Origin of the sequence: Sinimarinibacterium thermocellulolyticum (assembly GCF_040327995.1) — a bacterium.
GTDB lineage: Bacteria > Pseudomonadota > Gammaproteobacteria > Nevskiales > Nevskiaceae > Solimonas > Solimonas thermocellulolyticum.
The window spans coordinates 1-12,940 of sequence record NZ_JBEPIJ010000009.1 but is presented as its reverse complement, the minus strand read 5'-3'; the positions used below and the strand labels follow the sequence as shown (position 1 = coordinate 12,940).

At 66.9% G+C, this 12,940-nt stretch carries 8 protein-coding genes; 5 read left to right on the top strand and 3 right to left on the bottom strand.

Features of this window, described 5'->3' with window-relative positions; genetic code table 11:
- Positions 1–118: 118 nt before the first annotated feature.
- The 4 genes from ABSH63_RS09140 to ABSH63_RS09125 all read left to right on the top strand — a co-directional run bounded on the left by ABSH63_RS09140 (position 119) and on the right by ABSH63_RS09125 (position 5,858).
- A complete protein-coding gene (locus ABSH63_RS09140; protein ID WP_352889189.1) occupies positions 119–1,744 on the top strand; it encodes an acyl-CoA carboxylase subunit beta in 1,626 nt (541 codons plus the stop codon).
- An 8-nt stretch (positions 1,745–1,752) separates the two neighbouring features.
- A complete protein-coding gene (locus ABSH63_RS09135) occupies positions 1,753–2,916 on the top strand; it encodes an acyl-CoA dehydrogenase family protein (protein WP_352889188.1) in 1,164 nt (387 codons plus the stop codon).
- 4 nt (positions 2,917–2,920) lie between these two features.
- Positions 2,921–3,736 (top strand): enoyl-CoA hydratase/isomerase family protein, encoded by an 816-nt coding sequence (locus ABSH63_RS09130; RefSeq protein ID WP_352889187.1) that lies wholly within the window; start codon positions 2,921–2,923, stop codon positions 3,734–3,736.
- A gap of 124 nt (positions 3,737–3,860) precedes the next feature.
- Positions 3,861–5,858 (top strand): acetyl/propionyl/methylcrotonyl-CoA carboxylase subunit alpha, encoded by a 1,998-nt coding sequence (locus ABSH63_RS09125; RefSeq protein ID WP_352889185.1) that lies wholly within the window; start codon positions 3,861–3,863, stop codon positions 5,856–5,858.
- Between the two features lie 70 nt (positions 5,859–5,928).
- Here the strand turns inward: ABSH63_RS09125 and ABSH63_RS09120 are convergent, their stop codons facing one another.
- Positions 5,929–7,344 carry a thrombospondin type 3 repeat-containing protein gene (locus tag ABSH63_RS09120; protein ID WP_352889183.1) on the bottom strand — a complete coding sequence of 472 codons (1,416 nt, stop codon included), beginning with the start codon at positions 7,342–7,344 and terminating at the stop codon, positions 5,929–5,931.
- Between the two features lie 214 nt (positions 7,345–7,558).
- Between ABSH63_RS09120 and ABSH63_RS09115 the strand changes: the two genes are divergently transcribed.
- Positions 7,559–8,842: a hypothetical protein gene (locus tag ABSH63_RS09115; protein WP_352889181.1), complete on the top strand. Its 1,284-nt coding sequence runs from the start codon at positions 7,559–7,561 to the stop codon at positions 8,840–8,842.
- Between the two features lie 33 nt (positions 8,843–8,875).
- Here the strand turns inward: ABSH63_RS09115 and ABSH63_RS09110 are convergent, their stop codons facing one another.
- A complete protein-coding gene (locus tag ABSH63_RS09110; RefSeq protein WP_352889180.1) occupies positions 8,876–11,146 on the bottom strand; it encodes an alpha/beta hydrolase-fold protein in 2,271 nt (756 codons plus the stop codon).
- Positions 11,147–11,397: 251 nt separating this feature from the next.
- On the bottom strand, positions 11,398–12,543 hold the full coding sequence (locus tag ABSH63_RS09105; RefSeq protein ID WP_352889178.1) for an acyl-CoA dehydrogenase family protein: 1,146 nt from the start codon (positions 12,541–12,543) through the stop codon (positions 11,398–11,400).
- Positions 12,544–12,940: the final 397 nt, after the last annotated feature.

The following is a 12,940-nucleotide window of genomic DNA, read 5'->3' as shown; positions in this document are numbered from 1 at the left end:
GCCAGTCTGTCGCGGCCTGAGCCAAGATTCAAGAAATGAATCGCGCTTCACTTCTTCCTCAGGCTTGAGTAGGATGACCCGTCCCGTATCCCGCACGGCCCGCCAGCCGCAGACCGATATGCCCATCATCGAATCGAAGATCGACACTGGCAGCGCGCAGTTTCGGCAGAACCGCGAGGGTTTGCTCAAACTGATCGAAGAATGGCGCGCGATCGAGGCCAAGGGACGCAAGGAGGAAGAATCCAAACGCGAGCGCTACCACAAGCGCGGCCAGATCCTGCCGCGCGAGCGTGTACACCTGATGCTCGACCGCGGCTCGCCGTGGCTGGAGCTGTCGACGCTCGCCGGCTACAAGATGCACGACGACAAGGACGGCTCGCTCGCCGGCGGCAACACCATCTGCGGCATCGGCTACGTGTCCGGTGTGCGCTGCATGGTCTCTGCGTCCAACTCGGCGATCAAGGGCGGCACGATGACGCCCTGGGGTGTGCAGAAGGGACTGCGCATCCAGGAGATCGCCTTGCAGCAGAAGCTGCCGGTGATCTCCATGATCGAATCCGGCGGCGCCAATCTGCTGTATCAGGCCGAGGTGTTCATTCCCGGCGGCAAGACCTTCGCCAACCAGTGCCGGCTGTCGGCCGCGGGTATCCCGCAGATCACGGTCGTGCACGGCTCGTCGACCGCCGGCGGCGCCTATATGCCGGGTCTGTCCGACTACGTGGTGATGGTGCGCAAGCGCGCCAAGGTGTTCCTTGCCGGCCCGCCGCTGCTCAAGGCCGCGACCGGTGAGATCGCCAATGACGAGGATCTGGGCGGCGCCGAGATGCACTGCCAGATCGCCGGCACCTCCGAGTTCATCGCCGAGAACGACGCCGACGGCATCCGCATCGCCCGCGAGATCGTCAGGAACCTGAACTGGAACGCGCAGCGGCCGAAGCTCGAACTGCGCGAAGTGCGCGCGCCGCTGTACGACATCGACGAGCTCTGCGGCGTGGTGTCGCCCGACTACCGCAAGCCCTTCGATTGCCGAGAGGTCATCGCGCGCATCGTCGACGGCTCGGAGTTCCTGGAATTCAAGAGCGAGTACGACCAGCAGACCATCTGCGGCCGCGCGGTGCTGCACGGGCATCAGATCGGCATCATCTCGAACAACGGCCCGATCACCACCAAGGGCGCGACCAAGGCGGGCCAGTTCATCCAGCTCTGCTGTCAGGCGAACATCCCCATCGTCTATCTGATGAACACCACCGGCTACATGGTGGGCACCGAGAGCGAGCAGGGCGGCATCGTCAAGCACGGCAGCAAGATGATTCAGGCGGTGGCCAATGCCACCGTGCCGCAACTGACCATCGTCATGGGCGGTTCCTTCGGTGCCGGCAATTACGGCATGTGCGGTCGCGGTTTCGGCCCGCACTTCATCTTTGCCTGGCCCAACTCGCGTACGGCAGTGATGGGCGGCGAACAGGCCGCCGCCGTGATGGAAATCATCACGCGCGAGAAATGGGCCAAAGAGGGCAAGAAGATGTCGGAGGCCGACGAGAAGATGCTCAAGGCGCTGTACGACCAGGTGGTTGCGCAGTTCGACAAGGAGAGCCACGCCTTTGCCGCCACCGCGCGCCTGTTCGACGACGGCCTGATCGATCCACGCGACACCCGCCGCGTGCTCGGCTTGTGCCTGTCGGTGTGCCGCGAAGCGCAGCTGCGCCAGACCTTCCCCAACAGCTTCGGCGTCGCACGTCTGTAGGAGCGGCCATGCAGTACACCCACGAACACCGGCAGATCTTCGAGACGACCAAGACGTTCGTCGAAAACGAGATCAACCCGAACGCCGCCGAGTGGGAGCGAGCCGGTATTTGGCCGGCGCGCGAGGTGCTGCGCAAGATGGGCGCGCTCGGCCTGCTCGGCATCAACAAGCCCGAGGCGGTCGGTGGCCTGGGGCTGGATTACAGCTATCAGGTCGCCTTTGCCGAAGGGCTGGGTCATTGCACGGTCGGCGGCCTGCCGATGGCGATCGGTGTGCAGACCGACATGGCGACGCCGGCGCTGGCGCGTTACGGCAGCGACTATCTCCAGCAGAACTATCTCAAGCCCGCGATCGCCGGCGAGATGGTCGCCTGCATCGGCGTCAGCGAGCCGGGCGCCGGATCCGACGTGGCCGGCATCAAGACCACCGCGCTGCGCCAGGGCGACGAGTACGTGATCAATGGCCAGAAGATGTGGATCACCAACGGCACCCAGGGCGATTGGGTGTGCCTGCTGGCCAACACCGCCGACGGCGACGGCGGCCGTCACGGCAACAAGTCGCTGCTCGTCGTACCGCTCGATGCCAAGGGCATCGACCGCAAGACCAAGCTCGACAAGCTCGGCCAGCGTTCCAGCGATACCGCGATCATCTATTTCGACGACGTGCGCGTGCCGGCGCGGCACCTGATCGGCGAGCAAGGCAAGGGCTTCGTCTACCAGATGCAGCAGTTCCAGGAGGAGCGGCTGTTCTTGTCGGCGAGCATCCTCGCCGCCATGCAGCGGTGTATCGACACCACCGCCGAGTATACGCGCCAGCGGGCCGCCTTCGGCCAGAGCATTCTCGACAACCAGTACGTGCAGTTCAGGCTCGCCGAGCTGGCCACCGAGATCGAGGCCTGTCGCGCGCTGGTGCATCGGGCGACCGAGGAGCTGATCGCCGGCCGCGATGTCACCCTGACCGCGTCGATGGCCAAGCTCAAGACGGCGCGCGTCGCGCGCGAGGTCGCCGACGGCTGCCTTCAGTTCTGGGGCGGGCAGGGCTATATGTGGGACAACCCGGTGAGCCAGTTCTACCGCGATCTGCGCTTGCACTCGATCGGCGGCGGTGCCGACGAGGTGATGCTGGGCATCATCAGCAAGCGTCTGGGCTTCGGCGGCAAGCGCAAGGTTTGAGACGATGCGTTGGCCGGAGACGACGACGCTGTTGCTGCGCGCGGATGACGGCGTGCTGCATGTGACGCTCAACCGACCCGACGCACGCAATGCCCTCAATGCGCTGATGATCGATGAGCTCGACGCGGTGTTCGACGCGATCGCGGCGAGTCGCGAGGTGCGCGCCGTCGTGCTGCGTGGCGCCGGCGGGCATTTTTGTGCCGGTGCCGATCTCAAGGAGGTGATCGCCGGCGGCCTCAAGGCGCCGGCGCCGGGCGAGGCCGATCCGATCGAAGCCTGGTCGCGCCGCTTCGGCGCGATGCTGCGCAAGGCCGGACAGTTGCCGGCGGTGCTGATCGCGGTGTGCGAAGGCGCGGTACTCGGCGGCGGCCTCGGTTTTTCCTGCGTGTCCGACATCGCGTTCGCGCAGGTCGATGCGAAGTTCGGCCTGCCGGAGACGACGCGCGGCCTGCCGCCGGCGCAGATCGCGCCTTTCGTCGTCGAACGCATCGGCCTGACGCAGGCGCGGCGGCTGTGTCTGACCGGCGCGCAGTTCCGTGGCCGCGAGGCGCTGGCGCTGGGTCTGGTGCACGAATGCTTCGACGACGAAACCGAGCTACAGACGCGCCTCGATGCCAGCCTCGAGCAGATTCTGCATTGCGCACCACAGGCCAATGCGGTGACCAAGGACATCATCCTCAAGGTCGCACGCATGGACATGGACGCGGTGCTCGACGATGCGGCGCGGCAGTTCGCGCGCTGTGTGCGCGGGCCCGAGGCGCCGGAAGGCATCGCGGCCTTCATGCAAAAGCGCGCGCCGAAGTGGGCGCGCGGCACTTGAGGCCGCGTGGGCGAGTGGCAGTCGGCGCTGCGAGCGCCCGAACGGGGTTGGCCGGGCAGGGAGAGGCCGAATCGCGCACGGATGCGCAAGAACGGTTTGCACGGCGTTTTGACGGGACAGACGAATGACCAAACGATTCGACAAGGTACTGGTCGCCAACCGGGGCGAGATCGCAGTGCGCGTGATCCGCGGGGCCAAGCGCCTCGGCTACCGCACCGTCGCGGTCTACAGCGACGCCGATGCCGATGCGCTGCACGTGCTGGAGGCGGACGAGGCCGTGCACATCGGTCCGGGGCCGGCCAAGGACTCGTATCTGGCGATCGACAAGATCATCGCCGCGGCGAGGACGTCAGGCGCGCAGGCGATCCATCCCGGCTACGGCTTCCTGTCCGAGCGCGAGGCTTTCGCGCAGGCGGTGCAGGACGCGGGACTCGTCTTCATCGGCCCGGACCCGGCCTCGATCGAGGCGATGGGGAACAAGTCGGCCTCCAAGATCCGCATGATCGAGGCCGGCGTGCCCTGCGTGCCCGGGTATCAGGGCAATGATCAGTCCGACGAGACGCTGGTGGCGGAGTCGAAGAAGATCGGCCTGCCGGTGATGATCAAGGCCGCCGCCGGCGGCGGCGGTCGCGGCATGCGTCTGGTTCATGACGCGGCCGCGCTGCTGGAGAACATCCGCTCTGCGCGCAGCGAGGCCGAGAACGCCTTCGGTTCCGGCCAGTTGCTCATCGAGAAGGCGGTGTTGGATGCGCGTCACGTCGAGATCCAGGTGTTCGGCGATCGCCACGGCAACGTGATCCATCTGGGCGAGCGCGACTGCTCGGTGCAGCGCCGTAACCAGAAAGTCGTCGAGGAAGCGCCGAGCCCCGCGGTCGACGAGACGCTGCGTGCGCGGATGGGCGCGGCCGCGGTCGCGGCCGCCAGAGCGGTGAACTACGTCGGCGCAGGCACGGTGGAGTTCATGCTCGCACGCGACGGCGCGTTTTATTTCCTGGAGATGAACACGCGCTTGCAGGTCGAGCACCCGGTGACCGAGCTCGTCTACGGCATCGATCTGGTCGAGTGGCAGCTACGCGTCGCCCAGGGCGAGGTACTGCCAATGTCGCAGGACGAGGTGCTGGCACGCCGCCGCGGCTGGGCCATCGAAGTGCGGCTGTGCGCCGAGGATCCGCTGCAGAACTACCTGCCGCAGACCGGCACCGTGCTCGCCTGGCGGCCGGCGTCCGGGGTCGGCATCCGCGTCGACAGCTATCTGCAGCAAGGTCAGCGGATCAGTCCGTACTACGACTCGATGCAGGCCAAGCTGATCGCCTGGGGCGAGGATCGCGACACCGCGCGCACGCGATTGCTGCACGCCCTCGACGACACGACCCTGCTCGGTGTCGTCAGCAACAAGGCATATCTGCGGCGCATCCTCGCACACGAGGCCTTCGCCGGCGGCGACTTCTCCACCGGCTTCATCGGCCAGCATTTCCCTACGCAGACGATTGCGGCGATGCAGCCGACGCCGCGTCACTACGCGCTGGCCGCGGTGGCGCTGTACATGGACGAGGCCTTCGCGCTCGCCGCGGCGCACGATCTCGCGCCCGAGTTCATCGGCTGGCACAGCTCGCACGAGTCGCCCGCGGACTACCGGCTGAAGTGGCGCGACCAGACGCACGATCTGGAGGTGCTCGTGCACGACGGCCATGTATTCACCATCGTCATTTCGGGGCAGACGCTGGTGATCGACGTCGTGCGCAATCTCGCGCACGAGTTCCACTACATCTGTGACGGAGTGCAGGGCAAGGCCAGAACCGCGCGCGACGGCAATCGCATGTGGCTCGATGCCGAAGGCGAGGTGTACTGCTACGAAGATGTCACCCTGGCGCCGGTCGAGGCCGCATCCGCCGGTTCCGATGGCCGTCTGCTCGCGCACTCCGACGGCAAGCTCGTCGCCGTGCACGTGCAGGTCGGCGACACCGTGGCCAAGGGTCAGACGCTGGCGGTGCTCGAGGCGATGAAGATGGAGTTCCAGCTCTCGTTGCCGGTCGCAGGCAAGGTCATCGCAGTCGGCGCACAGGCCGGACAGCAGGTCAAGAACCGTCAGTTGCTGGTCCAGGTCGAGCCGCAGACCGACTGACGCCGTTGCCGGCGCAAACGAAGAACCCCGCTCGCGAGCGGGGTTCTTCGTCACGACGGCCGTTTCGGTTTCAGTCCTCGATGACCGTCAGTTCGACGCGACGGTTCTCCTCGCGGCCTTCCTCGGTGTCGTTGCTGGCGATCGGCTGGCTCTCGCCATAGCCCACGGGGCGCATGCGCCGTGCCTGGATGCCGCGGCCTTCGAGGTAGGCCTTGACCGAGATCGCGCGGCGCTCCGACAAGCCGAGGTTGTAGTTGTCCGAGCCGATGGCGTCGGTGTGGCCTTCGAGCTCGACGTCGATGTTGGGATAGGCCTTGAGCGTCTCGGCCACCTCGTTGAGGATCTCGCGCGCCTCCGGCGTCAGGCGGTCCGAGTCGAACTCGAACTTGACGCCGCGCAGGATGAAGCTGCGGTCGATAGCACAGCCGTTGGCGTCCACCTGCTCGCCGGGGCGCGGCTTGCGGCAGTCGCCCTCGAGTGCGCAGCCGTTTGGTAGCACCTTGGCGCCCGGCGGTGTGTTCGGGCACTCGTCGAGGTGATCCGGCACGCCGTCGCCGTCCGAATCCAGCGGGCAGCCGTCGGGGCCGACCGGCAGGCCGGGCGGGGAATCCGGGCAGCGGTCGAGGCCGTCCGGCACGCCGTCGCCGTCGGCATCGAGCGGGCAGCCCACCGCATTGACGCGGGCGCCGCGCGGGGTGTTCGGGCACTGGTCGAGGCTGTCGGGCACGCCGTCGCCATCACTGTCGAGCTCGCAGCCGTCCTGCCCGACGAGCACGCCCTTGGGCGTGTTCGGGCATTTGTCGAGGTAGTCCGGCACCCCGTCGCCGTCCAAGTCCATCGGGCAGCCGTCGGAGTACACGGCGACACCCGCGGGCGTGTCCGGACACTTGTCGAGGTGGTCGGGCACGCCGTCACCGTCGGCGTCGTACGGGTCGGCGCCGAACTTGTAGCTCACGCCCAGCCCGGTGCTCCACAGGTAGAAGGTGTCCTCGGGCACGGTGACGTTGTTCTCGGTGCGCTCGCCGATGAAATCGAGGTTGTAGCGCACGTCCAGACGCGCATCCCACTTCGGCGCCAGCTTGAACAGCGCGCCGCCTCCGACGGCGACACCGGCTCCGTCCAGCCCCACGCCGAGGAAGTCGAGGCTGCGCAGATTGCCGTGGGCGAGCAGAAACGGACGCACGTTCGCGGTATCCGCAGCGAAGTAGCCGAGCAGGTTCACGCCCAGCGTGAGGCGCTCGTAATCGTTTTCCGCGGGCAGGTGGCTGACGTCGAGGGCACTGTAGTTGAGATCCAGCTCGACACCGAACCGCGGCGAGACGTTCTTGCCGACGACGATGCCGCCCAGCGGACCCACATCGGAATCGGCGAACACGCCGCCGATCATCGGGGTGACGTAGAGGCGGTCATCGAACTCCTTGGCCGACGCGCCGGCCACGATGCCCAGAAGGACTGTAGCGGCGGCGAGCCGAGCATGCTTCGACATCTTGACGATCTCCCGATCCCTGAAATGGCCCCGGCCACCGCCCGCGATTGCGTGTGGAGGTCGCGGTTCTACCGTGAATTGAGTTGACGTTTTGCCGCCGCCGGTTCCGCTGCGGCGCAAGCAGATGCATTATGATGAGACACACGAAAGCCGTAAATAAGCAGAGTTGGGTCAGCCCACTCGACATCACTGGTTCTTGCGCGGGAGTCGGCAGATGAATGCGTTGCGTTTTTGGGTTTCGGCTGCATTGGCAGCCGCTTTGTCCGCTTGCGGAGACGGCGGGATCCGTAGCCCCGACTTCACGCCGATCGTCACCCTGACCGGCCTGCGCGTGCAGCCCCTCGATCCGCAGCAGGGTTCGCAGATTCCGGCCGGTACCACGCTGAGCTTTCGCGCCATCGCCACGTTCGAGCAGACCGTCCCCCCCGGAACCGAAGGTGCCGAGGACGGCGTGATCGTCGTCGACGAGGATGTGACCGAGCGCGTCGACTGGCAGGAAATGGACACGGCGATCGCCACCGTTGACGATCGCGGCGTCGTGCTCGGCGTCGCACCCAGCACCACGCCGCAGCGCATCACGGCGACGTTCCAAGATCGAAGCGCGTCGACGTTCGTCACCGTCACCGATGCCGAATTGGTCGGGGTCGATCACGTGCGCCCGCAGTCGGCGACGGCACGCGATCCGGCCGACCGCTACACCGTCGCCGCCGGCGCCAACGTGCCGTTCGACATCTACGGCGCGTTCACCGATGGTCAGGTGCGCCGGATCGACGAGAGCATGTTCGACGTCACCTGGACCAGCAGCGACGCCAGCGTCGCCGACAACCCGGCCGACGACGACAACTTCAGCACTCTCGCCGTCGGTTCGGCGCAGATCACCGGTGCGATCGCCGATGCGCAGGGCATCAGCCCGGCGTCCGCATCGGCGACCCTCGTGGTCGAGCCGCTCAATGCCTTCTGCGAGACCGAGTTCATCGCACCGCCCTCGGTATTCAGCGACGAAGCCTCGATGGCCTGCCTCGGCTGTGAGGTGCAGCAGCCGGCGGCGATTTTCGATGCCAATGTCGAGACCTTCGGCACGATGAGCATCCCGCTCGGTCTGCTCACGCAGTCCAGCGTCTCGGTGACGGTGTCACAGACGCCGACCAGTCCGCTGCGTGTGGGCCGGCCGGCTGGCTTTTTGGTCAGCCGCAGTGCCTCGTTGCTCAGCGCCGAACTGCTGTCCGAGGTGACGATCGACACCGTCACCTGTGATGCCGAGGGCGCGAACTGCACCGTGCAGGAAAGCTTCGGCGTGGGTTTCGCGCCGCTGTATCTGGCGCTGCTTGGGGTCATCGGCGGCGAGGAGGTGAACCTGCTGTCGACGCCGCCGCTGGGTGAGGCGAGCGCCGCCGCCAACGGCCTGCGCCTGACCTTCTCCGGCGGCCTGCTGTCAGCTGCGGCGACGCTCAACGTGCATTCGAGCTGCGCGGTGGCGCGCGAGCCGCAAGAGGAGTAGGAGGATGCGTCGGCGCCTAGTCGCGCCGGCGCCTCAATATCGCTCGACGCGATCGCAGCCGGCGAAGCGGACTTCCACCGGGCCGTCGCTGTCGACCTGCAGTTCGGCAGCGCAGCTTAAGCGCGCGCGCTCGGGGTGGACGGTGAGGCTCGCGATGTTGCGCAGCACGAGCCGCAGCCGGTCGGCCGCCGTGGCCGCGGGGGCATCACCCCAATCGCGTGACTGGCTGAGGTAGGCAATCGCCGGCAGGTTGCCGCCGGTCAAAAGCCCGGCGCCGAACTGCGTCGGCAATACTTCGGCGTCGCTCGCGCCGAAACCCTCGGAAACCGCGTCGATGCTGCCGGGCTCGCCATCGCGTGTGGCCAGTGCCGACAGCCAGTAGACGTGATCGGCGACCATGCCGACGTTCGCAAAGTCCATGCGCGGGTTGACCACGTAGCTGATGTGCGCCGGATTGCGCACGACCGCGTGATCGCCCAGAAAGTCGGCGCCGGGCTGGTACTCGTCATTGAACGAGAACGTCAGATGCTCGGCCGGCGCGTAGCTTTCGAAGCGATAGCGATAGCCGAGCCGATCGAGCTCCTGGGCTTGTGTCAGCGGCCCGGGATAGGGCACCAGCTCATCGGTCGTCGCTGCCCAGATCAGCGTCGGCACATGGCGCAAAGACGCCAGCGCTTCGAAGGTGTTCGACTGCGGGCCCGGGCTCGGCTGCAGCGGCGGCACCCAGATGCCGACCGCAGGCGGGCCGACGATGGTGTGCACGCGCGCGAACAGATCCGGATAGCGCGTCGCGAAGCGGTAGCTGCCGTAGCCACCCATCGATACACCGCTCGCGGCCGCGTAGTTGGGATTCAGCGGATAGTGCCGGGCGACATCGTTCCAGACTTCGAAGGCATCGGCTCCGGCGGTCTCGACATACCAGCCGTCCGGACCGCGGCCCGCCGGCGTCGCGACCAGATATCCGCGACCGCGTTCGCCGAGCTGCCGCTGATGGCGGGTGCCGTGGTACTGGTGATAATTGGCCGCCAGCGAGTGCAAAAGCAGCGTGAAGCCGAAGCCGCCGTCCGGGGCTTCGCGATCCGGAACGTACAGCGCGTAGGGCTGCAACTGACCGCCGAAACGGCCGAGGCAGCCCTGGGCGGTGCCGCAGTCGTTCGCCGGATCGATGCCGGGCGCATGCGTGAAGCGGCTGGCGAAAATTCGGCTGATCGCGCCGACCGTCGGCGTGCCGCCCGGCTGGTTGGGCATGTCGTCGCGGACACCGTCGCGCAGGCGGCCGAAGTCCACCATGGCGCGGAACTCGCTGATGTCGCCGGCGGCAAGCGCCGCGCCCTGGCGCTGGTTGCGCCACCAGGCGGTGTTGAGCACGAGGTCCGTGAACAGCGACGGCAAAAGCTCGGTCCCGGGCTCGTCGTAACGAAAGGCGACATTGAAGAAGGCCGCGGGTGGGCCGCTCAAGCCGAGGGCGCCACCGGGGCTGGTCTCGCTGGCGACCGCGCCCGGCAGCAGATACGCATCGGCCGTCGTATCCCACAGACCGACGCCGAACGCCATCGCGATGCGTTCGCGGCCCGGATCCCTGACGCTGCGCGGCACGCGCCATTGGATCTGCGCGCGTTCGAGATCCACGTCGACCGGCAGATCGCTGGCGAGCACTTCCCCGGTGTCCAGATCGACGAGTTCCGCCTGCGCTTCGAACACCGTCAGCGCCCAGCGTGCCGGTACGACGACGTTCGCGCCGCGCGGCAGCACACGCGGCTCGGCGCTGTCACCGAGCGCCAGTGTGAGTCCGACGCGGTCGGGATCGAGTAGGGTGTTCAGAGTCACGCGGAACGCCGTGGCCTCGTCGAGTGCGCGTACACGGAACTCGACCAGATCAGCGGCGTTGTTCGCATACACCGGATCGAGCGGGTAGCGGTAGCTGCCGCCGCGACGCGAGAAGACGTCGTCGGCGACCCCATCGAGTCCGGCGGCGATGTCGACGACGTTCTCCAGCGTGCCGTTGGCGCCGTGATCGTCGAACAGAAAGTCCTGATACAGGAACTCGCCGTCGCGGTAGGCCGAGGCGCCGGAGATCAGGATCGGCGGGGCGCGCCAGACACCCGTGTTCTCGAGCTGCGGTGCGCGCGGCGGCGGGGCGTACAGGATCGGCGGTCCGGGCCGCGGTTCGGGGCCGTTGTACAGAGAGCCAACCAACGGTGCCTGCGGCGTGTCGATTGATGTCGGTGGTTCGCTGCTGCCGCAGGCAACGAACAGGCACGATGACAGCACGGCGCCGACGGCAGCACGGCATCGTCGGTCCATGGCGACTCTCCTCCGTAACGGGCGTGTTGCCCGGGTCTCGTCTTGTCGAGGGCCGTCTTACGGTGTCGCCGAGTTGATTGTCAACGTGCGGACGTCAATACCCCATCTGCCGCGCCGCGAGATCCTTCATGATCTCCAGCGAGCCGCCACCGATCGTAGGCACCTTGGGCGAGCGGTGCGGCGGCGACACGGTGCCGTGAGCCCGCCGCGTGGCGGGCGAGCGTGGGTGCGGGAGCCGCCGTGCGACCGCGTCAATACCCCATCTGCCGCGCGGCAAGATCCTTCATGATCTCCAGTGAACCGCCACCGATCGTCAGCACCTTGGTTTCACGGTAGATGCGCTCGACCTTCGCCCCCTGCAGATAGCCGGCGCCGCCGAAGATCTGCAGCGCCTCGTTGGCGACCCATTCGAGCGTCGTCGTCGCCAGGTTCTTGAGCAGACAGACCTCGGCCACCGGCATCTGTTTGCGCGCGACGCGCCAGGCGAGCACGTCGAGATTCGCGCGCAGGGCTTCGATGCGCATGCGCATGTCGACCAGCTTGTGGCGGATCACCTGACTCTTGATCAGCGCACGACCAAAGGTTTGGCGCTCGCGCGCGTAGGCCAGCGACTCGTCGTAGCAGACCTGGGCGAAGGCCAGCGCCTGCGCGGCGAGCATGATGCGCTCGTGGTTGAAGTTCATCATGATCGCCATGAAGCCGGCGTTCTCGGGACCGATGCGATTGGCAACCGGCACGTGGCAGTTGTCGAAATACAGCGTTGCCGTGTCCGAGCACCACCAGCCCATTTTCCGCAGAGGCGTGCGCGTCAGGCCCGGCGTATCGCCCTCGATTACCAGCAGGGAAATGCCGCCCATGCCGTCACCGCCGGTACGCACGGCGGTGGTGATGAAATCGGCGCGCAGGCCCGAGGTGATGAAGGTCTTGGTGCCGTTGACGATGTAGTGATCGCCGTCGCGCACGGCGCGCGTCTTCAAGTTGGCGACGTCCGAACCGCCGCTCGGTTCGGTGATGGCCAGGGCGGCAATTTTCTCGCCGGCGAGCACCGGTGCTACGAAACGCTGCTTCTGCTCGTGCGTGCCGGCATGCACGATTGGCGGGGTGCCGATGCCGTGCGACATCAGGCTCGCGATCACGCCGCCGCTGCCGGCACGCGCCAGTTCCTCGGTGAGCACGATCAGGTAGTAGAGGTCCGGTACCTCGACGCCGCCGTAGGCCTCCGGAAAACCGATCTGCAACAGACCAGCCTCGGCAGCCTTGCGGTGCAGCTCACGCGGCAGCGTTTGCTCGGCCTCCCAGCGCTCCACGTGCGGCGCGATCTCGCGCTCGACGAAGCGGCGCACTTGTTGGCGGAAGGCTTCATGGTCGTCGTTGCGGAACGGATGCGCGGCAGTCACGCGGATTACCCCTTGACCTGATTCAGCGGTGGGCAAACGTCAAGATAACCCGTTCATGCCTACGCGACCAGCGCCAGAGGGTGATGTAACGCCGATTACCGCCAAGGCTCATCTCGGGGCGGAGAGGCCATGTAGCGCGCTGCCGACGGTCGCCCGGCGCCGGAGGAACACCGGGCCGCCGATCTGTGCCGAGCGCGGGGCGGTCACGATGGCTGGTTGACACTGGCCTCGGTGATGGACTGCCACACCCGGAAGATGCAGGGCTGGCAGCTAACCCGGATCCGTCACCAGCGAGCCGATAGACGCGCCTGGAGCACGGGCGGAGGCTTTCTGGTTTCGGAATGACCAATTTGACGACACGGTGAGGGTATTTTCGGCGCTTTGGACGCAGCTCCCC